The sequence below is a fragment of the Mycetohabitans sp. B3 genome, from assembly GCF_021498065.1.
GTDB lineage: Bacteria > Pseudomonadota > Gammaproteobacteria > Burkholderiales > Burkholderiaceae > Mycetohabitans.
Map to the genome: position 1 here is coordinate 32,274 of NZ_JAHLKN010000005.1, position 23,863 is coordinate 56,136.

23 protein-coding genes are annotated in these 23,863 nt (G+C 63.4%); 9 read left to right on the forward strand and 14 right to left on the reverse strand.

The features are described from left to right. Positions 1–246 precede the first annotated feature (246 nt). The 4 genes from grpE (at position 247) to pabB (ending at position 6,169) form a co-directional block, all read left to right on the forward strand. Positions 247–873, forward strand: coding sequence for a nucleotide exchange factor GrpE (grpE, locus tag KQH55_RS01400; RefSeq protein WP_235090051.1), 627 nt, complete (start codon positions 247–249; stop codon positions 871–873). Positions 874–1,019: 146 nt separating this feature from the next. Further along, a complete protein-coding gene (gene dnaK / locus KQH55_RS01405) occupies positions 1,020–2,963 on the forward strand; it encodes a molecular chaperone DnaK (protein WP_076796959.1) in 1,944 nt (647 codons plus the stop codon). A gap of 163 nt (positions 2,964–3,126) precedes the next feature. Further along, positions 3,127–4,254: a molecular chaperone DnaJ gene (gene dnaJ, locus KQH55_RS01410; RefSeq protein WP_076785429.1), complete on the forward strand. Its 1,128-nt coding sequence runs from the start codon at positions 3,127–3,129 to the stop codon at positions 4,252–4,254. Between the two features lies 1 nt (position 4,255). Next, positions 4,256–6,169, forward strand: a complete 1,914-nt coding sequence (gene pabB, locus KQH55_RS01415) for an aminodeoxychorismate synthase component I (RefSeq protein ID WP_235090052.1) — start codon at positions 4,256–4,258, stop codon at positions 6,167–6,169. A gap of 31 nt (positions 6,170–6,200) precedes the next feature. Here pabB and panB read toward each other — a convergent pair whose 3' ends face one another. The 6 genes from panB to hda are packed head-to-tail and all read right to left on the reverse strand — an operon-like array spanning position 6,201 to position 11,451. Further along, positions 6,201–7,019 carry a 3-methyl-2-oxobutanoate hydroxymethyltransferase gene (panB, locus tag KQH55_RS01420; protein ID WP_076796961.1) on the reverse strand — a complete coding sequence of 273 codons (819 nt, stop codon included), beginning with the start codon at positions 7,017–7,019 and terminating at the stop codon, positions 6,201–6,203. A 22-nt stretch (positions 7,020–7,041) separates the two neighbouring features. Then, positions 7,042–7,734 carry a deoxynucleoside kinase gene (locus KQH55_RS01425; RefSeq protein ID WP_235090053.1) on the reverse strand — a complete coding sequence of 231 codons (693 nt, stop codon included), beginning with the start codon at positions 7,732–7,734 and terminating at the stop codon, positions 7,042–7,044. Then, positions 7,731–8,273 (reverse strand): 2-amino-4-hydroxy-6-hydroxymethyldihydropteridine diphosphokinase, encoded by a 543-nt coding sequence (gene folK / locus KQH55_RS01430; protein WP_076796963.1) that lies wholly within the window; start codon positions 8,271–8,273, stop codon positions 7,731–7,733. Before folK ends, KQH55_RS01425 begins: the two co-directional genes overlap by 4 nt. A gap of 43 nt (positions 8,274–8,316) precedes the next feature. Continuing rightward, positions 8,317–10,035 (reverse strand): polynucleotide adenylyltransferase PcnB, encoded by a 1,719-nt coding sequence (pcnB, locus tag KQH55_RS01435; RefSeq protein WP_370643171.1) that lies wholly within the window; start codon positions 10,033–10,035, stop codon positions 8,317–8,319. Then, a complete protein-coding gene (locus tag KQH55_RS01440) occupies positions 10,032–10,730 on the reverse strand; it encodes an HAD family phosphatase (protein WP_076787394.1) in 699 nt (232 codons plus the stop codon). Before KQH55_RS01440 ends, pcnB begins: the two co-directional genes overlap by 4 nt. A gap of 10 nt (positions 10,731–10,740) precedes the next feature. Next, a complete protein-coding gene (gene hda / locus KQH55_RS01445; RefSeq protein ID WP_076796964.1) occupies positions 10,741–11,451 on the reverse strand; it encodes a DnaA regulatory inactivator Hda in 711 nt (236 codons plus the stop codon). Positions 11,452–11,562: 111 nt separating this feature from the next. Between hda and purM the strand changes: the two genes are divergently transcribed. After that, positions 11,563–12,624, forward strand: coding sequence for a phosphoribosylformylglycinamidine cyclo-ligase (gene purM / locus KQH55_RS01450; protein ID WP_076796965.1), 1,062 nt, complete (start codon positions 11,563–11,565; stop codon positions 12,622–12,624). Positions 12,625–12,663: 39 nt separating this feature from the next. On the opposite strand, the gene miaA is transcribed toward purM, so the two are convergent. Together miaA and mutL are read right to left on the reverse strand one after the other, a co-directional pair. Continuing rightward, on the reverse strand, positions 12,664–13,677 hold the full coding sequence (gene miaA, locus KQH55_RS01455; protein WP_076796966.1) for a tRNA (adenosine(37)-N6)-dimethylallyltransferase MiaA: 1,014 nt from the start codon (positions 13,675–13,677) through the stop codon (positions 12,664–12,666). Positions 13,678–13,684: 7 nt separating this feature from the next. Continuing rightward, positions 13,685–15,955 (reverse strand): DNA mismatch repair endonuclease MutL, encoded by a 2,271-nt coding sequence (gene mutL, locus KQH55_RS01460; RefSeq protein WP_373566345.1) that lies wholly within the window; start codon positions 15,953–15,955, stop codon positions 13,685–13,687. Positions 15,956–16,111: 156 nt separating this feature from the next. On the opposite strand from mutL, the gene KQH55_RS01465 reads away from it, so the two are divergent. Further along, on the forward strand, positions 16,112–16,771 hold the full coding sequence (locus tag KQH55_RS01465) for a VTT domain-containing protein (RefSeq protein ID WP_235090055.1): 660 nt from the start codon (positions 16,112–16,114) through the stop codon (positions 16,769–16,771). Between the two features lie 19 nt (positions 16,772–16,790). On the opposite strand, the gene KQH55_RS01470 is transcribed toward KQH55_RS01465, so the two are convergent. Next, complete coding sequence (locus KQH55_RS01470) at positions 16,791–18,356, reverse strand: N-acetylmuramoyl-L-alanine amidase (protein ID WP_235090056.1); 1,566 nt, start codon at positions 18,354–18,356, stop codon at positions 16,791–16,793. Further along, entirely contained in the window at positions 18,350–18,874 is a 525-nt protein-coding gene (tsaE, locus tag KQH55_RS01475; protein ID WP_076785418.1) for a tRNA (adenosine(37)-N6)-threonylcarbamoyltransferase complex ATPase subunit type 1 TsaE, read from the reverse strand. Before tsaE ends, KQH55_RS01470 begins: the two co-directional genes overlap by 7 nt. 14 nt (positions 18,875–18,888) lie before the next feature. Here tsaE and queG point away from each other — a divergent pair, with 14 nt between their 5' ends. The 3 genes from queG (at position 18,889) to xerD (ending at position 21,575) form a co-directional block, all read left to right on the forward strand. Next, on the forward strand, positions 18,889–20,043 hold the full coding sequence (gene queG / locus KQH55_RS01480) for a tRNA epoxyqueuosine(34) reductase QueG (RefSeq protein ID WP_235090057.1): 1,155 nt from the start codon (positions 18,889–18,891) through the stop codon (positions 20,041–20,043). A gap of 117 nt (positions 20,044–20,160) precedes the next feature. Beyond that, entirely contained in the window at positions 20,161–20,652 is a 492-nt protein-coding gene (locus KQH55_RS01485) for a methylated-DNA--[protein]-cysteine S-methyltransferase (protein ID WP_076785416.1), read from the forward strand. Beyond that, a complete protein-coding gene (gene xerD / locus KQH55_RS01490) occupies positions 20,649–21,575 on the forward strand; it encodes a site-specific tyrosine recombinase XerD (protein ID WP_076785415.1) in 927 nt (308 codons plus the stop codon). The genes KQH55_RS01485 and xerD overlap by 4 nt, the downstream gene beginning before the upstream one ends. 178 nt (positions 21,576–21,753) lie before the next feature. Here the strand turns inward: xerD and KQH55_RS01495 are convergent, their stop codons facing one another. The 4 genes from KQH55_RS01495 to KQH55_RS01510 form a co-directional block, all read right to left on the reverse strand. Next, positions 21,754–22,116, reverse strand: coding sequence for a type II toxin-antitoxin system PemK/MazF family toxin (locus KQH55_RS01495; RefSeq protein ID WP_076785414.1), 363 nt, complete (start codon positions 22,114–22,116; stop codon positions 21,754–21,756). Further along, positions 22,116–22,370: an AbrB/MazE/SpoVT family DNA-binding domain-containing protein gene (locus tag KQH55_RS01500; RefSeq protein WP_076785413.1), complete on the reverse strand. Its 255-nt coding sequence runs from the start codon at positions 22,368–22,370 to the stop codon at positions 22,116–22,118. Before KQH55_RS01500 ends, KQH55_RS01495 begins: the two co-directional genes overlap by 1 nt. Positions 22,371–22,724: 354 nt before the next feature. Further along, the gene (locus tag KQH55_RS01505; protein ID WP_076785412.1) at positions 22,725–23,216 is read right to left on the reverse strand and encodes a hypothetical protein; all 492 of its coding nucleotides are present in this window, start codon (positions 23,214–23,216) and stop codon (positions 22,725–22,727) included. After that, the gene (locus KQH55_RS01510) at positions 23,155–23,736 is read right to left on the reverse strand and encodes a hypothetical protein (protein ID WP_235090058.1); all 582 of its coding nucleotides are present in this window, start codon (positions 23,734–23,736) and stop codon (positions 23,155–23,157) included. The genes KQH55_RS01505 and KQH55_RS01510 overlap by 62 nt, the downstream gene beginning before the upstream one ends. Positions 23,737–23,863: the final 127 nt, after the last annotated feature.

Sequence of the window (23,863 nt, forward strand, 5' to 3'; positions counted from 1 at the left end):
AAGTGTAGGTCAGCGTTGGCGGGCGCTCAATCTATTTGCGGTGCAACATACGGGAAATCGTGTAACGGTAGATTGCAATGCCAGACGGCGCCGCGCCGTGACTTTTTGCGGCGAGCTATTGAAAAGGCCTGCGTTGACCCCATGTCGATTGCGCAACTACGGTTTCCCGCGCTCCGGCGCCTGTCGGGCCGGCCGGACGCGGGAATAGCCGAATCGAACCATTGACTGAAATTGACCACGGCCATCATGGAAGAGAAGCAAGCAAGCCAGAATTGCCCCGCATCGGATACCGAACCCGCCGGCAACGGCACGCAAACGGCGCAGGACGCACAGGTGCAACCGGCCGAGGCTCAGCGCGAGGACGCCGCGGCGGCACAGCCGGGCGCCGACAATGGGCAATTCGGCGAGGCCGATGCCGCCGCCGAGGCCAAGGCGCTCGAGCAAGCGCATGCCAAGATCGCCGAACTGCACGAGAGTTTCCTGCGCGCCTGCGCGGAGACGGAGAACGTGCGGCGGCGCGCGCAGGACGACGTTGCCAAGGCGCACAAGTTCGCGATCGAGAGTTTCGCCGAGCACCTGCTGCCGGTCGTCGACAGCCTGGAGGCTGCACTGGCGGACAACGCCGGCGACTTGGCGAAGGTGCGTGAGGGTGTCGAACTGACGTTACGTCAATTGTCGAGCGCTTTGGAGAAGGGACGCGTTGTGCAGATCAATCCGGTCGGCGAGAAATTCGATCCACACCGGCACCAGGCGATTTCGATGGTGCCGGCCGAGCAGGAGGCCAACACGGTCGTCAGCGTGTTGCAAAAAGGCTACGTGATCGCCGACCGCGTGTTGCGCCCGGCGCTGGTCACCGTGGCCGCGCCCAAGTGAGTGCGGCTGGCGTCTCGCCTCGGCAAAGCCCGCGTGCATGCCAGGGTATTGAAATCAGCACTGTTGCACCCACGTTGTGGGCAGACGTGAATGGATGACCGCGCGCTGCGTGGGTCTGCTAGATCAAAGCCAGGAGATTAGTAAAAATGGGCAAGATTATCGGGATCGACCTCGGTACCACGAATTCGTGCGTGGCGCTGATGGAAGGCAACCAGGTGCGGGTGATCGAGAATTCGGAAGGCGCTCGCACGACGCCTTCGATTATCGCGTATATGGACGATAGCGAGATTTTGGTCGGCGCGCCGGCTAAGCGCCAGTCCGTGACGAATCCGAAGAACACGCTATTCGCTGTCAAGCGGCTGATTGGCCGTCGCTTTGAAGAGAAGGAAGTGCAGAAGGACATTGGCTTGATGCCTTACCAGATCATCAAGGCGGACAATGGCGACGCGTGGGTACAGGTGCGCGACAAGAAGCTCGCGCCGCCGCAGATTTCCGCCGAAGTGCTGCGTAAGATGAAGAAAACGGCCGAGGATTACCTTGGCGAGCCGGTGACCGAAGCAGTGATCACCGTGCCGGCGTACTTCAACGACAGCCAGCGGCAAGCCACGAAGGATGCAGGCCGCATCGCCGGCCTGGACGTGAAGCGGATCATCAACGAGCCGACCGCCGCGGCGCTTGCCTTCGGACTGGACAAAACCGAGAAGGGAGATCGCAAGATCGCGGTCTATGACCTGGGCGGTGGCACGTTTGATATCTCGATCATCGAGATCGCCGACGTGGACGGCGAAATGCAGTTCGAGGTGTTGTCGACCAACGGCGACACGTTCCTCGGTGGCGAGGACTTCGACCAGCGGATCATCGACTACATCATCGGTGAATTCAAGAAGGAGCAGGGCGTTGACCTGTCCAAGGATGTGCTCGCGCTGCAACGGCTGAAGGAAGCGGCCGAGAAGGCCAAGATCGAGTTGTCGAGCTCGGCACAAACCGAGATCAACCTACCGTACATCACGGCGGACGCATCCGGCCCGAAGCACTTGAATTTGAAGATCACCCGCGCGAAGCTGGAGGCGCTGGTCGAGGAGCTGATCGAGCGCACGATCGAGCCGTGCCGCACCGCGATCAAGGACGCGGGCGTGAAGGTGAGTGACATCGATGACGTGATCCTAGTGGGCGGCATGACACGGATGCCGAAGGTGCAGGACAAAGTCAAGGCGTTCTTCGGCAAGGAGCCGCGTCGCGACGTGAACCCGGACGAGGCGGTCGCGGTGGGTGCGGCGATCCAGGGCCAGGTGCTCTCCGGCGACCGCAAGGATGTGCTGCTGCTGGATGTGACACCGCTGTCGCTGGGCATCGAGACGCTTGGCGGCGTGATGACGAAGATGATCAACAAAAACACGACGATCCCGACCAAGCACACGCAGGTGTACTCGACGGCCGACGACAACCAGTCGGCGGTGACGATCAAGGTGTTCCAGGGTGAGCGTGAGATGGCGGCCGGCAATAAGCTGCTGGGCGAATTCAACCTGGAAGGCATCCCGCCCGCACCGCGCGGCGTGCCGCAGATCGAAGTGACGTTCGACATTGACGCGAACGGCATCCTGCACGTGCATGCGCGTGACAAGGGCACGGGCAAGGAGAACAAGATCACGATCAAGGCGAATTCGGGCCTGTCCGAGGCTGAGATCGAGAAAATGGTGAAGGATGCTGAGGCGAACGCTGAGGAGGATCATCGCCTACGCGAGCTAGCCGACGTGCGTAACCAAGGTGACGCGCTGGTGCACAGCACGAAGAAGGCGCTGTCCGACTACGGCGACAAGATTGACGCGAGCGAGAAGAGCTCGATCGAGGCTGCGCTCAAGGAACTGGAGGAAGCGCTGAAGAGCGCGTCCGACAAGGCGCAGGTCGAGGCGAAGATCGAAGCGCTGTCGAAGGTGTCGCAAAAACTCGGTGAGAAGATGTACGCCGACATGCAGGCCCAGGCGGGCGCGGCCGGGGCATCGGCCGGGGACGGCGCGTCGTCCGCTGCACCGTCCGGCAAGGCCGAGGACGACGTCGTCGACGCCGACTTCAAGGAAGTGAAGAAGGACTGAGCGAAGCGGCGGTGGCAGCCGGTGCGCGGTGCGCGATGCGTGCCGCGTCCACCGGGCCGGCCATTTGTGTGCCATCGTGCACCGTAGCACGGTGGCGAAGGCAGAGCGCCTGGCGGGCTTAGCGGCTCTCCGGGCCCATTTTGTTTGATGGCATTGACTCGATATGGCCAAACGAGACTACTACGACGTGCTGGGTGTCGCCAAGAATGCGTCCGATGACGATATCAAGAAGGCGTATCGGAAGCTGGCGATGAAGTACCACCCGGACCGCAATCCTGGCAACAAGGAGGCGGAAGAGCGTTTCAAGGAGGCGAAAGAGGCCTACGAAATGCTGTCCGATTCACAGAAGCGCGCCGCGTACGATCAGTACGGCCATGCGGGCGTCGACCCGAACATGGGCGCGGCGGGTGCGCAAGGCTTTGGCGGTTTTGCCGATGCGTTCGGCGACATCTTCGGCGATATTTTTGGGCAAGCCGCAGGCGGTGGCCGGCGGGCTGGTCCGCAGGTGTACCGCGGCGCGGACCTGCGCTACAGCATGGAAATTACGCTGGAGCAGGCCGCGCATGGCTATGAGACGCAAATCCGCGTGCCGAGTTGGGCATCGTGCCAGGTATGCCATGGCTCCGGCGCGAAGCCGGGCACCAAGCCTGAGACATGCCCGACTTGCCATGGGCAGGGGCAGGTGCGCATGTCGCAGGGTTTCTTCAGCATCCAGCAGGCATGCCCAAAGTGTCACGGCACCGGGACGTACATTCCGGAGCCGTGCGCTCATTGCCACGGCGTCGGTAAGGTTAAAGAAAACAAGACGCTGGAAGTGAAGATTCCGGCCGGCATCGATGAGGGGATGCGGATCCGTTCTGCTGGCAACGGCGAGCCGGGCATCAATGGTGGCCCGAACGGCGATCTGTATGTGGAGATCCACATCAAGCCGCACACCGTCTTCGAGCGTGACGGCGACGACCTGCATTGCCAGATGCCGATCGCGTTCACCACCGCGGCGCTGGGCGGTGAGATCGAGGTGCCGACGCTGGCTGGCAAGGCATCGTTCACCGTGCCGGAGGGCACGCAATCGGGCAAGACGTTCCGTCTGCGTGGCAAGGGCCTCAAGGGTTTGCGCTCGAGCGTGCCGGGCGACTTGTACGTGCACGTGCAGGTGGAGACGCCGGTCAAGCTGACTGATACGCAACGTGACCTGCTGCGCCAGTTCGAGAAGTCGCTGGTCGAAGGGGGCGCGCGGCATAGCCCGCAGAGCAAGGGCTGGTTCGACCGCGTGAAAAGCTTCTTCGAGTGACATGATGGCAGTTGACGCGGGAGTGGCACAGGCTGCGGGCGACCCCGACAGCGCCCGCGTGTTTGCGCTGCTCGACGACTGTGCGCCCGAGGAGGCGTCGGCTGATGCCCCTGCATGCCGCTCGCGTCTCTACACGGCGTTTTCGCATGAGCGCACTTGCACCGATCCCGATCGGCTCGATGCGGTGCTCGCCGAAGTTGACGCAGACTTGCGCACGGGGCTGCATGCGTTGTTACTTGCGGACTACGAATGGGGCGTACGGCTGCAATGCTCGGCCAGGCGCGCTGGCGGCGGTGCGCTGCGCATTCTTCTGTTCCGCGAGTTGCGCTGCCTGTCCTCGGAGCAGGTTGCGGCGTGGTTGCAGCAGCAGGACGGCGGCCGCGCGGATCCTGGGGTGGCTGGCATCGCGAACGTACGCAGCAGCGTCACGCGTGACGCATTTGACGACGCGATCACGCGCATTCATACAGCATTGCGCGACGGCGATTCCTATCAAGTCAACTATACGTATCGGCTCGCGTTCGATATGTTCGGCTCAGCGCCTGCATTGTATCGACGTTTGCGAGCGCGCCAGCCGGTGCCGTTCGGCGCTTTGCTGGCGCTGCCCGATGGCACCCATGTGCTGTCGTTGTCGCCCGAACTGTTCGTCGAGCATCGTGGCGGGACGATCGTCGCGCGGCCGATGAAAGGCACGGCGCCGCGTGCGAATGACGCGCAGCTCGACGCGCAGCAAGCGCGGGCATTGGCTGCCGACGATAAGAACCGGGCAGAGAACTTGATGATCGTTGACCTGCTACGCAACGATCTGGGCAGGATCGCGCGGACCGGTTCGGTTCGCGTGCCCGCGTTGTTTGAGGTCGAGCCGTACGCGTCAGTGTGGCAAATGACATCGACCGTGCACGCGCGCGTGCGTGACGAGATCAGTTTTGCCGACGTGCTGCGGGCGCTTTTTCCGTGTGGCTCGATTACTGGCGCGCCAAAGGTTCGCACGATGGCGTTGATCGAGTCAATCGAGACGACACCACGTGGGCTGTATACTGGTGCGATTGGGTGGCTCGACACGTGTGCTGCCGCACGCACGCTTGGCGATTTTTGCCTGTCGGTGGCTATTCGCACGCTGGTGTTGGCACCGCGATCGGACACTGGTATGGGCGCCGACGTGCGGGCGGGCACGCTCGGTGTGGGTGCCGGCATCGTGCTGGACAGCGTCGCGCACGACGAATATTTCGAATGTGCGTTAAAGGCGCGCTTCTTAACCGAGGTGGACCCCGGTTTCCAGTTATTCGAGACGATGTATGCCACGCGGGAGGGCGTGCGCCACGCAGGTCTACATGTCGCCCGTATTGAGCGCAGTGCGCGCTATTTCGGCTTCCGGTTCGACGCCGAGGTATTTGCGGCACGGCTCGTGCAGGCCTGCGCGGCGCTCGCGCCGGATCGCGCATATCGGATGCGCGCGACGCTGCGCAAGGACGGGGCCATCGACGTCAGCGCGACGCCATTGCCGTCGCTTGCGGCCGGTCCGGTGCGCGTAATGCTGGCGTCCGACCACGGCATCGCTGCGCCGGACCCGGGCGATCCGTTGCTGCGTCACAAGACCACCTGCCGGGATACCTATGACCGAGCATGGCAGCTGGCGCAAAACCATCACGCGTTTGACTTGTTGTTTTTCAATCGGCTTGGCGAGCTGACCGAAGGCGGCCGCAGCACGGTATTCGTGCGAATCGACGGCCGCTGGGTCACCCCGCCGCTGGCCAGCGGTGTATTACCCGGCGTTATGCGCTCGGTGTTGCTCGCGGATCCGGTGTGGCAAGCCATCGAGCGGCCGATCACGCGCGCCGACTTCGAGCGCCGCGATGCGCTCATTGTCTGCAATGCGCTGCGCGGTGCGATGCCGGCACAGTTGCTTCGCCGTTAACTTCGCCTTCTTCGCCTTTAGCGACGTCGATTCAGAACGTGTGTTCTGCGGTGGGGAACGTCCGTTCCTTGACTGCACGCACGTAGGCCTGGACGGCTGCCTCGATCGACGGCTGGCCGACCATGAAATCCTTGACGAACCGGGGCCGTTTGCCAGGGAACACGCCGAGCATGTCATGTAACACCAGTACCTGGCCCGAGCAGTCGACTCCGGCGCCGATGCCGATGGTCGGAATCGTCAGCGCCGCGGTGACCTGGGCGCCCAATGCGGCAGGGATCGCTTCGAGCACGAGCAGCTGCGCGCCGGCCTGCTCAATCAACTGAGCGTCCTTTTTCAACTGTTCGGCTGCCAGATCGTTTTTGCCCTGGACCTTGAAGCCGCCAAACGCGTGCACCGACTGCGGCGTGAGCCCCAGGTGCGCGCAGACCGGCACCGATCGTTCGACCAGGAAGCGGATCGTCTCGGCAAGCCACGCACCGCCCTCGAGCTTGACCATCTGCGCGCCCGCCTGCATTAGCTTGACGGCGCTTGAATACGCGTCTGCTGGCGTACCATAGCTGCCGAACGGCAAATCCGAGACGACCAGCGCGTTGCCGCGGCTGCCGCGCGCCACGCTGGCGGTGTGGTATGCGATATCCGCTACGCTGACCGGCAACGTCGTGGTCTGGCCCTGCAACACGTTGCCGAGCGAGTCGCCGATGAGGAGCACGTCCACGCCCGCGCGCTCGAGCAATGCCGCAAAGCTTGCGTCGTAGCACGTTAGCATCGCGATTGGCTCGTCGGCCTCGCGCATCTGCTGAAGGCGCGGAACAGTGACGGCGCGACGGCCAGAATTCTGCAGATAGCTCATAACAAATGATCCTTGGAGAGCGTTATCGCGCCGTGCCCTTCACCCATACCGCCTTGCGGCCGCGCATCGATCCGATGTGCTTGACCAGCAAGTCCAGGTCTGCGTCAGATCCTGCCAGATCCAGATGGTCAGTATTGACGCTGAGCAGCGGCGCGTCGTTGTAGTGATAGAAAAATTCGCTGTACGTGTCGCACAATGCGCGCAGGTACGCATCGGTGATATGCGTCTCCATCGGAATCGCGCGCTTTTGAATCCGGGCGAACAGCGTTTCCGGGCTGGCTTGAAGGTAAATCACGAGATCCGGCACTGGCCGGGCGAGCGGCACATGTGCAGCCAGCGCGCGATACAGCGCGAATTCATCGTCGGGCAGCGTCAGGCGGGCAAACAATTCGTCTTTCTGCGGCAGGAAGTCTACGACGAGCGGCGTGCCGCGCTGCCGTGCATCGGCGATCGCGCGCATTTGCGTCTCGCGCTGCAGTAGGAAGTCTAATTGCGCTGGTAACGCGTAGCGCGCGTTGTCGTGATAGAAGCGCTCGAGGAACGGGTTGTCAGCCGCGCGCTCCAGCAGCGTTTGCATTGACCAGCGTGTCGCCAGTTGCGTCGCCAGCGTGGTCTTGCCGGCGCCGATTGGCCCCTCGATCACTAGATAGCCGAACGGCGTGGGCTGCGCCGGCGCATGGACGGTCAGCGGTGGTACGACGGTGGACGGGTTCATTGGCGCGGCCCCGACTTGCCGCCCACGATCGCAGCAGCGACGCGTCGGAACGGGCATTGGCAAGGGGCGACCTTTTCGATGCGCTGCGACGCGACGCCAGGCAGGTAACAGTGCGCACGGCCCAGCGCGGGAATCTCAATCGCTGCGTCCAGTTCGAGCAGCGGCACTAGCGCGAACGCCCGCTCGGTTAACCGCGGGTGCGGCACCGTCAGGTCATGCTCGTCGAGTTGCCCGGTGCCGTACAGCAGAATATCAATGTCCAGCGTCCGAGGTGCGTTCCGGTACGGGCGCTCGCGGCCGAAGTGATGCTCAATGCCGTGGCACAGGGCGAGCAGCTGCCGTGCAGCAAGCGTGGTATCGATCTTCACCACGCAATTGTAGAAGTCGTCGCCACCGGCATCGACTGGGGCGGTGCGGTACAGGCTCGATTTCGCGAGCACGGTAACGGGAGCCTGCTGCGCGAGGCAGACCACGGCGTCCTTTAGCGTCTGGCGCGCGTCGCCAAGGTTCGCGCCCAGGCCAAGATAGGCTACGGTCATGACGTCGACTCCTGCATTCGATGGCCGGCGTTCGTGCAAGCCGCTAGGCGTCGCCGTTGCCACGTGGTTCACCGTCGGTCGGCGACGAGGCCTGCTGAGCACCTTCGCCAGGATCCTTGCGGTTGCGCGAGCCGCTACGGCGCCGGCGCTTGCGCGGCGAGCGCTCCTTGTCGCCCTGCGCCAGCAGCGCCTCGCGCGTGCCCGGATCGCCGGCGATGAAATCCGTCCACCATTGACCGACCGACGCGTCCAACTCGCCTGCCTCGCAGCGTAGCAAGAGAAAATCATAACCTGCTCTAAACCGCTGGTGCTCCAGCAGCTTCAACGCGCTGCGGCCGGAACGTTTCTCCAGCCGGGGCTGCAGCCCCCAGATTTCGCGCATGTCGGCGGTGTAGCGCCTCTGGATCGCGAGCTTTTCGGTCTGCTGGTCGAGCACGTCGTCCATGGCACGATGCAGCGCCGGGATCGAATGTTCGCCGCCGGCCTCGTATTGCTGCCAGCGCAGTTGCATTTCGCGCCACAGCAGCGAGGCAAACAGGAACCCGGGTGAGACCGGTTTGCCCAAGCGCACGCGCTCGTCGGTATGGGTCAATGCAAGCGTGATGAAACGCTCCCCGCCGGGCTGCTCGAGCGCCACATCCAGCAGCGGCAACAGCCCGTGGTGCAGGCCCAGCGCGCGCAACTGCTTCAGGCAGCCGAGCGCGTGTCCGGACAGCAGCAGCTTGAGCATCTCGTCGAACAGCCGGGCCGCCGGCACGTTGTTGATCAGATCCGCCAGCTCGGCGATCGGCGCCTGCGTCGACGATTCGATCGTGAAGTCCAGCTTGGCTGCGAAACGCACGACACGCAGCATCCTGACCGGATCCTCGCGAAAGCGGGTGGTGGGCTCGCCGATCATTCGCAGCACGCGTTGGCGAATGTCCTCCATCCCGCGATGGTAGTCGAGCACGGTCTGCGTCGCCGGATCGTAGTACATCGCGTTGACGGTGAAGTCGCGCCGCGTCGCGTCCTCGTGCTGTTCGCCCCACACGTTGTCGCGCAGCACGCGCCCGCTCGCGTCCACCGCATGCGTGCGCCGGTCCAGCTCGCCGCGTCGCAGCTTGCGCGGTGGCGCAGCCGGCTCGCTGTCCGTGGGCCCGGTGCCAGCTGGCGCCGCGTCCATCAGCGCGCGGAACGTCGATACTTCGATAATCTCCTGTCCGAACTGGACGTGGACGATCTGAAAACGCCGGCCGATTAACCGGGCGCGGCGGAACAGCTTGACGACCTCATCCGGCGTGGCGTCCGTGGCGACATCAAAATCCTTCGGCGCGATATTGAGCAGCAGATCGCGCACCGCGCCGCCGACGATAAACGCGCGAAAACCGGCTTGTTGCAGCGTGTCGGTGACGCGGATGGCATGGCGCGAGATCAGCGCCGGATCGATACGATGGATGTCGGCTGGCACGATCACCGGTACTTCGGCTTCACCATCAGCAGCAGTATGGCTGCTGGCATGGCCACTGGCGGCTAAGGTGTTGCGGCGCGGCGTGCGGCGCGGTGGCTTGCGCGACGGCAGCCTAGTGTCCTGCGCGCCCCGCGCGTCAGCTGGCGTGCTGCGCTGCGCGTCGCGCGCCGTATTGCGCCGACGGCCTGTCGCAGCGCTGTCCGTGTTGGCATTCGCGCCGCCTCGATCGGCGTCGGCGCTGCGCGATGTGTTGGCCGGCGAGGTGGCATCGCCGCTACGCGAGCCGAACAACTTGCGGATGAATTTTGTAATCACGTCGATTGGAACAGTTCAAGGATGTGCCAACCACGGGCCAGCGCATACTCGCGCAGCTTCTCGTCTGGATTGGTCGCCACCGGGTCGGTGACTTTTTCGAGTAGCGGGATGTCGTTGTGCGAGTCGCTATAGAAATAGCTGTGCGCAAAGCTCGTCCAGTCGCAGCCGAGCGAATCCAGCCACGCCTGCACCCGCACGATCTTGCCCTCGCGATAGCTCGGCACGCCCATCGAGTTGCCCGTGTACGGGCTGTCGGGATGCCCGTCCGTCGTCTCGACCTCGCACGCAATCAATGTCTCGATGCCGAATGCTTCCGCGATCGGTGCGGTGATGAACGCGTTGGTCGCCGTCACGATGCAGCACAGGTCGCCCGCCTCCTGGTGCTCTTGCACCAATGCGCGGGCGGCGGGCAGGATCCGCGGGTTGATGACCTCGTGCATGAACAGTTCATGCCAGTCGTCCAGTTGCCGCCGCGAGTATTTCGCCAGCGGGGTGAGCATCGCGCGCAGGTACGCATGGATGTCCAGCTTGCCTGCCTGGTAGTCGGCGTAGAAGCGGTCGTTTTCGCGCGAGAAGCTGTCGGCGTCGACAATGCCGAGCTTGACCATGAAGCGTCCCCACTCATGATCGCTATCGGTGGGGATCAGCGTATGGTCCAGGTCGAACAGGGCGAGATTGCGTGCGGTTTTCGTCATGGAGCGCATTTTACTTGAAGCTGCCCGCCAGCATCGCGCGCAGCAGCGGCAGCGTGACCGCGCGCTTGTGCTCGAGGGCGAAACGGTCGAGCTCGTCCAGGACGTGCATCAGGCTGGGCATGTCGCGGCGGTAGTGTGTGAGCAGCCATGTCGGCACGTCGTCGGCGAACGTCAGGCCGCGTTCGCGCGCGGCTTGCTTGAGCACGGCCGCCTTGTCCTCGTCGGCCAGCGCGCCGAGATGGAACACCAGGCCCCAGCCCAGGCGCGTGCGCACATCCTCGCGCACGGCTAGATGCAGTGGCGCGGCGTTGCCGGTGGTCACCAGCGCGCTGCCTGGACTGGCGCGCACCTCGTTGAACAGGTTGAACAGCGCGATCTGTTGTGCGTCGGCGAGTTGGTCGACATCGTCGACCGCATAGATTGCGACACGCGGATCGTAGCCGAACGCCGACAGCGGGCTGGGTGGCGCGACAAAGCGCGCGCGGCCGCTGGATGCGCCGGCCACCAGCGCCTGCAGCAGGTGGCTGCGCCCGCTCCCGGCGTCTCCCCACACGTAGAATGTGCGGTCCGCGACCGGCCCGGCCGCGAGGGCGGTGTCCAGGCCGGCGAGACGGGCGACCAGTTCGGCATGGGCACCGGCGAAGAAGTTTTCGAATGTCTTTGGCGGCGGTGTACCCAGGTCGAGTGTGAGTTGACGATGGGAAGCAGACGAGGTCGGCACGGGTGGCAAGGGTCCTGGAATGCAGTTTGACGAGTTCGTGCGGGTGGCACACTCGCATCGGGTAAAATTGTAATTTTACCGACCTTCCCGCGAGCTTCTCGCGCTTTCGCCATGAATCAACCGAAATCCACTCCCGGCGCGCCGGCGCCGGGCCTGTCCTACCGTGATGCGGGCGTCGACATCGACGCGGGAGACGCGCTCATTGACCGCATCAAGCCGTTCGCAAAAAAGACGATGCGCGACGGCGTGCTGACGGGCATTGGTGGATTCGGCGCGCTGTTCGAGGTACCGAAGAAATACCGCGAGCCGGTGCTGGTCTCCGGCACCGACGGCGTGGGCACGAAGCTCAAGCTCGCGTTCCATTTGAACTGGCATGATACGGTCGGGCAGGATCTGGTGGCCATGAGCGTCAACGATATTCTTGTGCAAGGGGCCGAGCCGCTGTTCTTCCTTGACTATTTCGCCTGCGGCAAGCTCGACGTCGAGACGGCGGCGAGCGTGGTCAAGGGTATTGCCGTCGGGTGCGAGCTGGCGGGCTGTGCGCTGATCGGCGGCGAGACGGCCGAAATGCCGGGGATGTATCCGGATGGCGAATACGACCTTGCCGGGTTCGCAGTCGGGGCAGTCGAAAAAAGCAAGATCATCGACGGTAGCACGATCGGCGCCGGCGATGTGGTGCTGGGCCTGGCCTCCAGCGGTATCCACTCGAACGGCTATTCGCTGGTGCGCAAGATCATCGAGCGTGCGGCGCCGGATCTGCAAGCCGATTTCGATGGCCGCTCGCTGGCTGATGCGCTGATGGCGCCTACGCGCATCTATGTGAAGCCCGTGCTCGAGTTGATGCAGCAACTCCCGGTCAAGGGTATCGCCCATATCACGGGGGGCGGGCTCGTCGAGAACGTGCCGCGCGTGCTGCCCGAGCAGCTGTGCGCGGAACTGGACCACCGTGCATGGCCGTTGCCGCCACTGTTCGCGTGGCTGCAGCAGCACGGTGGCGTGGCCGACGCGGAGATGCATCGCGTCTTCAACTGCGGAATCGGGATGGTAGTCATTGTCGCGGCCGAGCACGCGCAGACGGCGGCCGGCATGCTGTCGGCAGCCGGCGAACAAGTGTGGACGCTCGGTACAGTGCGTGAGCGCAACGCCGGCGAGGCACAGACGATCGTGGTGTGACGCCCTGGCGTGGCGCCGCCGCACTGATCGCGGCGTCTGCTACGTCGGTGCCCATATCCGCCGCACTGCGTCGACGGCACGCGGGCCGGCGTCGGTGCCGACACAGTCGACGACAATCCGCTCGGGCATCGAGCGCAACCATGTCAATTGCCGCTTGCAAAGCTGGCGTGTCGCGAAGATGCCCTTGTCGCGCATCGTTGCATAATCGTATTCGCCGTCCAGGTACGCCCACGCCTGTCGGTATCCGACGCAGCGCATCGACGGCAATCCGGGGTGTAGATCGCCGCGTGCACGTAATTGCTGCACTTCGTCGATCAAGCCGGCGTCCAGCATCGCGTCGAAGCGCCGTGCAATGCGCGCGTGCAGCACCGACCGGTCGGAGGGTTCCAGCGAAACGGCAGTGAAGCGGGGCGACGGCGGCAGACCGGCGCGCTTTGTCACGCGCGCGTCGACGTCGCCTGCGGCCTGGCGACCGCTACTCGGATCGGCGCCCGGGTGGGACGCCGCCCGCAGCAGCGTGGACATCGGCTGACCGGTCAGCTGCCAGACCTCCAGTGCACGCTGAATCCGCTGTGAATCGTTGGGCGCGATCCGCGCCGCCGATACCGGGTCGATCTGCGCCAATTTCGCGTGCAGGGCGGGCCAACCCTCGCGCGCTGCATCCTGGTCGAGTGCGGCCCGGATCGACGCGTCGGCGCCCGGCAACTCGTTCAAGCCCTCGACCAGCGCTTTGTAGTACAGCATGGTTCCGCCCACCAGTAATGGCAATTTGCCGCGCGCGGTGATCTGGGCGCACAGGCGTAGCGCGTCGGTGCGGAACTGGGCGGCCGAATAGGCGTCGAGCGGGTCGATGATGTCGATCAGATGGTGGGGCACCGCAGCGCGCTCGGCCGCGGTCGGCTTGGCGGTCCCGATGTCCATTTGCCGGTAGACGAGCGCCGAATCGACGCTGACGATCTCAATCGGGGCATGGCGCGCCAGTTCGAGCGCGGCGGCGCTCTTACCAGACGCGGTCGGCCCGAGCAGGCATGCGATGACGGGGGCGGATGCCACGGCGCGACTATTGGCCCCGCATGAACAACCGGTCCAGTTCGCTGAGCGTGAGCTGAAACCAGGTTGGACGACCATGATTGCATTGATCGGCGCGCTCGGTGGCTTCCATTTGCCGCAACAGCGCATTCATCTCGTCAATGCTCAGGCGCCGGTTCGCGCGCACCGCATGGTGGCACGCCAGCGTGCCGAGCAGCTCATGCTGGTGCTCGGTCAGCACCTGCGAGCCGCCGTACGCGTGCAGGTCCGCAAGCACCGCGCGCGCCAGCGAGACTAGGTCGGCATCCTTGAGCAGCGCGGGCACGGCCCGGATAGCCAGCGTGGTTGGAGACAGCGAAGCGATGTCAAAGCCCAATGCATCAAGCGTCTCGCGTTCCTCGCAGGCCACGCCGATCTCGACCGCATCGGCTTGCATTGTCACCGGGATCAGCAGCGGTTGTACAGCGATGCGCCGCTGAGCGAGCGCGTGCTTGAATTGCTCGTACAGGATGCGCTCATGCGCGGCGTGCATGTCGACTAGCACCAGTCCGCGCGTGTTCTGCGCCAGCACGTAGATGCCGTGCAACTGGCCGAGCGCGAATCCCAGTGGATGCTCGTCAAGCGGCTGTGCCGGCGCCGCCGCAGGCCCGTTAGCGGGAGAGGGGGGAGGGGCCTCGTTGGTGGCAGAGGCAGAATCAGCCTCGTCGGTGGCGGACGGGCTGGGTCGTATGCTTTCGGTGTCCGTCGGCGACGATGGTTGGTCCGCTACCGAGCCGGGTGCCGGCGAAGGCGCGGAAGAGGCGTCACCGTGTACGGGTAACAAAGAGGCTGTGGCCCCATCGCGCCGGCCGAACAACGCATCGTAGACGGCCAGCGGTTGGGCGACCGGTAGCACGCCCTGGCGCATCCGCGTATGCGATATCCAGCTCGGGGATCCCGGTGTCGCGGCAGGCCCGCCACGGCGAAGCCCGGCGGACTGCCCCCCGCCCTGGGGCGACGCCACGCCGGACAACGCTGCTGATACGGCACTGGATTCGGCCTGCGAGCCCGCGCCCACACCGCCGCCTGATCCGGCCCCCGGGTCCGCCGTGTCCGGCACGGCAGGTGTCAGGCGCGCCGCGTGGCCGCCCGTGGTCGTGTCGGGCGAGGCGCCGGCGTGCCGAGCCAGCGCGCGCTGCACCGCATGGAAGACAAACTGATGGATCGAGCGCGAGTCACGAAAGCGTACCTCGATCTTGGACGGGTGAACGTTGACATCAACGCCTTCGGGCGGCAGGTCGAGGAACAGTACGTAGGCCGGATAGCGGTCACCGTGCAGCACGTCCTCGTAGGCGGCACGCACCGCATGCGCGAGCAGCTTGTCGCGCACGAAGCGGCCGTTGACGAAGAAATATTGCTGGTCGGCGCGGTTGCGGCTCGCGGTCGGCAGGCCGGAGAAACCATAGATCGCGATCGGGCCGGCCGCTTCCTCGAGCGGTAGATGCGACGTCGCGAATGCCTCGCCTAGGATTTTTGCGGTGCGCGCGGCGGCGCTGGCCGCGTTCCAGTGTTCGACGGCGCGGCCGTTGTGCAGCACCGAGAATACGACATCCGGGCGCGATAGCGCGGCGCGCCGGATCACCTCCAGGCAGTGCCCAAGTTCGGTCTGCTCGCTCTTGAGGAACTTGCGGCGCGCAGGGGTGCTGAAGTACAGATCGCGCACCTCAATTGTCGTGCCTACGCCGCCGGCGGCCGGCGATAGCGCGCCGGTCTGCGCATCGATGCGGGTGGCGTGCGGCGCGTCGGCGGTGCGGCTCGTGATGCTGGTCTGCGCGACCGATGCAATCGACGCGAGCGCCTCGCCACGGAAGCCCAATGTGCAGACGCTCTCAAGCTCCGCCAGCGAGCGAACCTTGCTGGTGGCGTGGCGCATCAACGCCAGCGGTAATTCGTTGGCTGCGATGCCGCAGCCGTCGTCTGCGATCATGATGCGTTTGACGCCGCCTTCGTCCAGCGTGATGCGCAGCGCTGTCGCGCCGGCGTCCAGCGCATTCTCGATCAACTCTTTGACGACCGATGCCGGCCGCTCGACGACCTCGCCCGCCGCAATTTGGCTGATCAATTGATCCGGCAATGGCTGGATGGCGCGCGTCGGCCTGCCATGCCGCTGCACGGTAGGTCCATCGGTGGGAGCCGGATCAGCGACGGAGGGCGGATCGGCAGCGGGGGCCGAATCGGTGGCAGGGGCCGAATCGGCGACAGGGGAGGATGGCGTCGCCGGTGGCGATTCGCCGTCAACGGATGGGCGTGCCGTGTCGGACATGCCCGGCTCAATAGACTGTGACATTCATCTATTATAGCGAGACACCGCTGCTCGGTCGTGACGGGGTTGGGTGCGCTGGCGACCGGACGGTTTCATCGGAGCAGACCGAGTATTCCGGTATCATCCACGCCAATTTCGTGGTTTCAAGGACGCCTTTTGGATACCTTCCTGCAATTTCTCAGCCTTGTCCTGCATATTGACAAATTTTTGGGCGACTTTATCCAACAGTACGGCGCTTGGGTGTACGTCGTGCTGTTCCTGATCGTGTTCTGCGAAACCGGTTTGGTCGTGTTGCCGTTTCTGCCGGGCGATTCGCTGCTGTTCATCGGCGGTGCGTTCAGCGCTTCCGGATCAATGGACCTGCTACTGTTGAACGTGCTGTTGCTGGTGGCCGCGGTTGGCGGAAACACGGTCAACTATCTGATCGGCGGCTATATCGGGCCAAAAGTCTTCGATGCGCACTGGAAGTTCGGCGAGCGCTTCTTGGATCGCGCCGCGCTGCTGAAGACGCATCAATTCTATGAACGCCACGGCGGCAAGACGATCGTGCTCGCGCGCTTTGTACCGGTGGTGCGCACGTTTGCACCGTTCGTGGCCGGCGTATCCGGCATGAGCCCGGCGCGTTTCCAGCTATACAACGTGCTAGGCGCGCTGCTGTGGGTCGTGTTGCTCACGGTATGCGGCTACTTGTTCGGCAATATTCCGTTCATCCGTGATCATCTAAATACGATCGTACTGGTCGGCGTGGCCACGGCGGTCGTGCCGGTGGCGCTGGGCGCGGGCTGGAAGATGTTGCGCCGGCGCCGAGCCGACTAGCCGTAGGCGCGCTGACGCATTACGCCATCCGGTTCTTCGAGAGCGGCGGATTCGCGGCGAAGTAGCGCTTGATGCCCTTCAGGATCGCAGTAGCCATCTGATCGCGGTACGCTTCGGAGTTCAGCCGCTGCTCCTCGTCCGGATTGCTGAGGAACGCGGTTTCCACGAGGATCGATGGAATGTCCGGCGCTTTGAGCACCGCAAAGCCCGCTTGCTCGACGCTGGCCTTGTGCAGTTTGTTGATGCCACCGATCTCCTTGAGTACGTAATTGCCGTACTTCAGCGAGTCGCGGATCTGCGCGGTCGTTGACATATCAAACAGCGCCCGCATCAATGTCACATCCCGACTCTTGAAATCCACGCCGCCTATCTGATCGGAAGCGTTCTCCTTTTGCGCTATCCAGCGCGCCGCGGCACTGGTTGCGCCGCGCTCGGATAGCGCGAACACCGACGAGCCGCGCGCCTGCGGCGAAGTGAACGCGTCCGCGTGAATCGACACGAACAGGTCAGCGCCGACACGCCGTGCCTTTTGTACACGCACCGCAAGCGGCACAAAAAAGTCCGCGTCGCGCGTCATCATCGCCCGCATGTTCGGCTGCGCGTCGATTTTCGCGCGCAGTCGCTTGCCGATGTCCAGCGCGACGTGCTTCTCATAGGTGCCGGCGCCGCCGATCGCGCCCGGGTCCTCGCCGCCGTGTCCGGGGTCGATGGCTACGGTCAGCAGGCGGACCGTGCTGGTTTTGCCCGGCGGCACTTTGAAGCCGTAGCCGTCGTTGTCGCGGCGCGCCGCCAACGCACCCCTATCGGCATTGTGGTTGGGCTGCGGCGGTGCCGACGGCGGTCGGGCAGGCTTGGCCGATGGGGTGCTCTGTGGCGGCACCGCATCAGCCTGCGCAAAGCGCTGGAAGAACGCATCGCTGTTGTCGCTCGCATGGCCGCGTCCGCTGGTCGGCGGTGCGATGCCGGCCAGCGCGTCGCGCCCCGGGGCGCCGTCGGACGGCGACGGCATCGCGAGCGCCGGGCCCGACAGCGTCGCGCCCGGGACCGAGCGTTGCTCGAGCGCTTCCTCCTTGCGTTGCGTCTGCGCGAGCAACTCCATCAGCGGATCGGGCGGCACTGCCGGATACAGGTCGAACACGAGCCGGTACTTGTACGAGCCGACCGGGGTGAGTGCGAACACCTGCGGCTTGACTGACCCCTTCAGGTCGAACACCATTCGGACCACGTGCGGCTGGAACTGGCCCACGCGTACCGATTGGATCTGCGGGTCGTTGGGCGTGATCTTTGCGACCAGGTCCTTGAGCGTTTGGTCCAGCTCCAGTCCATCGAGATCGACGACGAGCCGATCCGGTTCCTGTAGCAGTTTTTGCGAGTTCTGCAGCGGTTGGTCCGACTCGATCGTCACGCGCGTATAGTCACGCGCTGGCCACACGCGCACGCCCAGCACCGCGGCCGCGTGCGCGATGCGCGGCGCGGCCAGGCCCAGCAACAGCGTCGAGGCGCCCGCGCGCAGGATCTGCCGGCGTCGCCAGCAATGCGATGCGGTGGCCGCGGATTCAATCGAACGGAACGGTTTGATCAGCATCGGGCAACGCACTCTTTTCCGGTTTCGCTATAGGCACGCACAGTCAGCTTGCGGCCTTCGCCTTGGACTTCGAGGTCGATCTGCAGGTCGGGTATGCCAAGCACGTCGCCGGCGCGCTGCGGCCACTCGACCAGGCACAGCGCCCCAGTGCCGAAGTACTCGCGAAAACCGGCATCCTCCCATTCCGCCGGATCCGCAAAGCGGTACAAGTCGAAGTGATAGATCGACAGCGGCGCGCCGTCGACATTCTCGATCGTGTAGGGCTCGACAAGCGTATAGGTTGGGCTGCGCACGCGTTGCGTGTGCCCGAGCGCGCGCAGCATCGCGCGCACTAGCGTTGTTTTGCCGGCGCCGAGGTCGCCAACCAAGTGCACTTGCATGCCATGCGCGGGCGCGGCACGCATCGCCGCCGTGATCGCCGCGGCCAACGTTGCGCCAAACGCGTTAGCCGCGTGCTCGTCCGGCAGCACGAACACGCGTTCTGTCAACGGACGAGGCGAGGCTTGTGCATCTGGCATTGCGTACAATAGAAATGATGAAACAATCGCCGGATACTGAAATTCGCCGCACGACGCTCACCGACGCCGAACTTGTGTCGCTGGCGCGGCGTGTGCGCGAATGGGCGCGCGAACTGGGCTTCAGCGCAATCGGTATTTGTGATACCGATTTGTCCCATGCTGAAGCGGCGCTCGCCGCATGGATCGACGCAGGTTATCACGGCGAGATGGATTATATGGCCAAACACGGCATGAAGCGTGCGCGGCCGGCCGAACTTGTGCCCGGGACGCAACGGGTCATCAGCGCACGGATGCCGTATCTGCCCGCCGGGACGCCGGCGTCATGGCGCGCGCGCGAGCATGCGCGGCTGGCCGATCCGAGCGCTGCGGTGGTCTCGATTTATGCGCGCGGTCGCGATTACCATAAAGTGATGCGCCAGCGCCTGCAGCGATTAGCCGAGCGGATCGAAACCGCCATCGGCCCGCTTGGCTACCGGGTGTTCACCGACTCGGCGCCGGTGTTGGAGGTCGAACTTGCGCAAAAGGCCGGACTCGGATGGCGCGGCAAGCACACGTTGCTGCTCGATCGCGACGCCGGTTCGTTATTTTTTCTCGGCGAGATCTTCGTTGACGTGCCGTTGCCCACCGATGCGCAAAGCCAGCCGTCGCGCGCGCCGCAACACGCGGGCGCGCATTGCGGCGCTTGCACGCGCTGTATCGACGCGTGCCCGACGGGTGCCATCGTGGCGCCGTATAGGCTCGATGCGCGCAAGTGCATCTCGTACCTGACGATCGAGTTGCGCGGCAGCATTCCGGTCGAGCTGCGCGAGGCGATTGGCAACCGCGTGTATGGATGCGATGATTGCCAGCTTGTGTGTCCATGGAACAAGTTTGCGCAGCCGAGCGGGTGCGCGGACTTCGATGTACGCAATGGGCTGGATGGCGCGCAACTGATCGAATTGTTCGGCTGGAGCGAGCAGGATTTCGACACGCGCCTGGCGGGCAGCGCGATCCGCCGGATCGGCTACGAACGCTGGCTGCGCAATCTCGCGGTCGGACTCGGCAATGCGCTGCGCGCCGGTGGCGGCGCGGCAGGGCGTGATGCTGTGCTGGCAGCGTTGCGCAAGCGTGAAGACGACCCGTCTGCGCTGGTGCGCGAGCATGTGCGCTGGGCGCTGGGCTACGGGTAGCCATTGCCCATCTGCTGGCCGTCGCGGATGCCGCGTCGTGATGCCGTAGACACGATTCGGACGTAAAATCGACCGTCCGTGCCGCGTACCGCCGCGCGCGTCCCCAGGAGAATTGGCATGTTCAATGCCGTGATCGATGCACCATTCGGACGGGTCGGTATCCGCAGCGACGACCGGTTCGTTCATGAAATTGTTTACCTGCCCGGCACGACTCCGCTGTGCATACCGGACAATGCGCTGGCCCGGCGGGCGGCAGCGCAGATCGTCGCCTATTTCGAACGGGCCGACACGGTGTTCGACTTGCCGCTGTCGCTCGCCGGCACCACGTTCCAGCGCCGGGTATGGGACGGTATCTGTCGCATTGCACCCGGCACCGTTTGGACCTATGGGCAACTGGCGGCGTCGATCGGCGCGGTGCCGCGTGCCGTCGGACAGGCATGCGGGTCCAACCTCGCGCCACTGGTCGTTCCATGTCATCGCGTCGTGGCAGCAAACGACCTCGGTGGCTTTGCGCATCATGCGGGCAAGGGGTTTTTTCGTGACGTCAAGTGTTGGCTGCTGCGCCATGAAGGCATCCGGGTGCCTCAGCAGGGTGAGTTGTACGCATGAGCGACGTGCAAGTCGAACAGTTGAGCGCGTATCGCAACACGAGCGCGCAGGCGATCGACGCATTCTGCGACGCGCTATGGCTCGAGCATGGATTGTCCCGCAATACGCTGGATGCGTATCGGCGCGACTTATCGCTGTATTGCGACTGGCTCGCGGCGACGCACGAGCGCACACTCGATGCGACGCGCGAGTCGGACCTGAATGGCTACCTGGCGGTGCGCAGCGATGGCAAGGCCAGTTCCGCGAACCGGCGCTTGTCGGTGTTTCGGCGCTACTTCGCATGGGCGTTACGCGAGCATCGCGTCGCGGCTGATCCGACGCTGCGCATCCGTTCGGCCCGGCAGCCGCCCCGTTTTCCGTCCACCCTCAATGAAGCGCAGGTCGAAGCATTGCTAGGTGCGCCGGATCTGGACACGCCACTTGGATTGCGCGACCGTGCGATGCTTGAGTTGATGTACGCGAGCGGGTTGCGTGTCTCAGAGTTAGTTATGCTCAAGACGGTCGAGGTGGGGTTGAACGAGGGTGTGGTGCGCGTGATGGGCAAGGGTGCAAAAGAGCGCTTGGTGCCGTTTGGCGACGAGGCGCGAGGCTGGCTGGAGCGCTACCTGCGCGAGGCGCGCGCGGTGCTCCTTGGGGGGCGCGGCGCCGACGCGCTGTTCGTGACAGCGCGCGGCGGCGCGATGACGCGTCAGCAATTTTGGAACCTCATCAAGCGATATGCGTTGCGCGCTGACATTCACGTGCCGCTGTCGCCGCATACGTTGCGGCATGCGTTTGCGACGCATCTGCTCAATCATGGCGCGGACCTGCGCGTGGTGCAGATGCTGCTTGGCCACAGCGATATTTCGACGACCCAGATTTACACTCATGTTGCACGTGAGCGCCTCAAGGCGCTGCATGCGATACATCATCCGCGCGGGTGAGTGTGTGGGACTGATTGGCTTGGTGGGCGGTAAGCTTTGCGCTGCTCGTGTATGCGAGCGCGTGGTTCAAATGCCGTGCGCCGGCTGCGTTTCTGTGTGCGCTGCTAAACAGTCAACTTTTAAGCCCGACCAGTGCTCGCACGCCTAGCATAATCCATGACTGTCTTTTTCCGTTTTCTTAATCGCCAATCGCAATAATTTGGTTTAATTGTTCGCATGCGGCTGCGAACACATCATCCGGCACGCGCTTCCACGGATGTGCCTTTGCTCCCCGTGTTCGCCAGTCAAATGACTTGGGCTGGTGTCCAAGCACGTAGCTCGTGACGTTTTTCGGCCCCTGAAACTTGATAGCAAACGGATTGGTGTCATTGAAGTCGGCAGTTGTCATCGGAAGCCCGATGACAATGCCGGTTCGCTCGTTGAACGGTTTCGGTGACAAGACCAGCATCGGATGCAAATTCTTCATTTCACGACCGACCTGCGGATTGCAGTCAATCCAGATAATGTCACGTCGGTCAGGCACCCACAAAGCACCTGTCATTAAAACACCTCCGCACCAACGCGGCTTGTTGCCATCGCTTCACCGCCGTGCTTTATTGGATCAAACCGCGCCAGTTTCTCCGCGAGCGTAAGCTTACGCGGACCCACCGGCTTCACTGTTACACCAACTTCATCCGTCGTCACCTCCACCTTCTGGCCAACCTGGAAATGCGCTGAGCGTGCAACCGCAGCGGGAATGCGCACAGCTAGGCTGTTCCCCCACTGTTGGATCGTGAGCGTCGCGGTTTTTGCCATGATGTCACTCCTTCTATCATTGTATAAACAAGTATATACGAATATACTGGGGGTTTCAACGCGTTTATACGTTATGCGTCTCGTGCGACACGAAAGTCGGGCAGTTCGTTGTTTCACCGCCGATGTTAGACGGCGATGGGAGTGCGGAAAAAGCGAAGGCTGCCCTGTAGTGGGCAGATAAGGGTTGCATCGCAAGTCGAGGAGAGGAGGTTAGCAGCGGCTGGCTGATCTGTCGCATTTACTGGACTCGTTAGTGACAATGAGTCGCAATTTTGTTAAGGCAGCGCTGGTTCGGTGCACACTGGCAACATCAATCGGCTCGCATACCGATCATGCTTGAGACCGTCACACTCATTACGTAGTCCGCCCTAAACAATTCGTTTTGGCCTCCGATGAACTCAGGCCGCTGACGGTGCGGTGGTTTTGAAGCTGAGCAAAGCGACGAGCATCAGGGCGCAAAAAAAGCCACAGCTTGCGCAGGATCATCCGCAGGTTGTAGCCGGCGCCGCACAGCACCGCATGAATCGCATCGCCCAGCGTACCCTTGAACCAGTTGCGATCGAGCTTGCCGTCTGACTTTATGTGTACGATGGACGGCTCGATCGCGCTGCGATGTCGGATCATTGCGCGTAAATCTCGCGTGATACCGCGTCGCAAGCCCGGATGATGAACCTTTACGCCGTCGATCACTACGCCCTTGTAGCCGTGATCGACAACAGCGATCTGCGGTTGCACATCGCTCAGGATCGCCGCTTGTTCCAACGATTCAACCAACGTGTGCCCGTTAATTTGATGAAGAAGCGACGTTGGCTGCGGCCACCCGGAGAGAGGCTTGAAATGCGCCATCCGGATGTTCGGTAGTCAGCATGATAAATACAAAGCCGGTCGAAGCGCCGATTGCAGACAATTCATACACAAGTACACGTGTGTTTCCAGTTGGCTCCTCCAAGGTTTTATCTTCTAACACGTCAAAATTCATCCCGGGTCGTTTGCTGCCTTCGACTATCTTTCTGAACATGGACTCAACTTCGTCCGCCTTAGCTGCTTGCGCATAGACAGCGCATGCTTGCGTCTGTCCGCGTATAGCGAGCGCGAAATTTCCGTAGCGAGTTGGCACGGCCCAGGCCTTTCCTTTCTTTCCCTCTCCGACGAAAACATACAACGGGATAGGATCGGTGATTTCACGCAAATGCATTTTTTCTGCCCACTTTCGCACATCCTCTGGTTTTCCCATGTTGGGTATGCATGCGTCTATAAACAGCCTAACAACAGTATGCGCAGCTAGATCCGCTGCAAATGCGGTATGAGAGGTTAAGGACAGCGCTAAAGCTAAAAACAACACGACATGACTCGTTCGGATGCGCATAGGACTTCCTCGAAAAGGCGGGAAAATGGATAGAGAGCAATGACGTGTGCCTGCTCACAGCTGCGCGCTCAGTTGAAAGCCGACTGTGACGCGGGCCGTCGATAACGCCGTTGGACGATACAGGGGC

Coding starts and splice junctions, on each gene's coding strand:
- grpE (WP_235090051.1), top strand. CDS start 247: ATGGAAGAGAAGCAAGCAAGCCAGAATTGCCCCGCATCGGATACCGAA.
- dnaK (WP_076796959.1), top strand. CDS start 1,020: ATGGGCAAGATTATCGGGATCGACCTCGGTACCACGAATTCGTGCGTG.
- dnaJ (WP_076785429.1), top strand. CDS start 3,127: ATGGCCAAACGAGACTACTACGACGTGCTGGGTGTCGCCAAGAATGCG.
- pabB (WP_235090052.1), top strand. CDS start 4,256: ATGATGGCAGTTGACGCGGGAGTGGCACAGGCTGCGGGCGACCCCGAC.
- panB (WP_076796961.1), bottom strand. CDS start 7,019: ATGAGCTATCTGCAGAATTCTGGCCGTCGCGCCGTCACTGTTCCGCGC.
- KQH55_RS01425 (WP_235090053.1), bottom strand. CDS start 7,734: ATGAACCCGTCCACCGTCGTACCACCGCTGACCGTCCATGCGCCGGCG.
- folK (WP_076796963.1), bottom strand. CDS start 8,273: ATGACCGTAGCCTATCTTGGCCTGGGCGCGAACCTTGGCGACGCGCGC.
- KQH55_RS01440 (WP_076787394.1), bottom strand. CDS start 10,730: ATGACGAAAACCGCACGCAATCTCGCCCTGTTCGACCTGGACCATACG.
- purM (WP_076796965.1), top strand. CDS start 11,563: ATGAATCAACCGAAATCCACTCCCGGCGCGCCGGCGCCGGGCCTGTCC.
- mutL (WP_373566345.1), bottom strand. CDS start 15,955: ATGTCCGACACGGCACGCCCATCCGTTGACGGCGAATCGCCACCGGCG.
- KQH55_RS01470 (WP_235090056.1), bottom strand. CDS start 18,356: ATGCTGATCAAACCGTTCCGTTCGATTGAATCCGCGGCCACCGCATCG.
- tsaE (WP_076785418.1), bottom strand. CDS start 18,874: ATGCCAGATGCACAAGCCTCGCCTCGTCCGTTGACAGAACGCGTGTTC.
- queG (WP_235090057.1), top strand. CDS start 18,889: ATGATGAAACAATCGCCGGATACTGAAATTCGCCGCACGACGCTCACC.
- KQH55_RS01485 (WP_076785416.1), top strand. CDS start 20,161: ATGTTCAATGCCGTGATCGATGCACCATTCGGACGGGTCGGTATCCGC.
- xerD (WP_076785415.1), top strand. CDS start 20,649: ATGAGCGACGTGCAAGTCGAACAGTTGAGCGCGTATCGCAACACGAGC.
- KQH55_RS01495 (WP_076785414.1), bottom strand. CDS start 22,116: ATGACAGGTGCTTTGTGGGTGCCTGACCGACGTGACATTATCTGGATT.
- KQH55_RS01500 (WP_076785413.1), bottom strand. CDS start 22,370: ATGGCAAAAACCGCGACGCTCACGATCCAACAGTGGGGGAACAGCCTA.
- KQH55_RS01505 (WP_076785412.1), bottom strand. CDS start 23,216: ATGGCGCATTTCAAGCCTCTCTCCGGGTGGCCGCAGCCAACGTCGCTT.
- KQH55_RS01510 (WP_235090058.1), bottom strand. CDS start 23,736: ATGCGCATCCGAACGAGTCATGTCGTGTTGTTTTTAGCTTTAGCGCTG.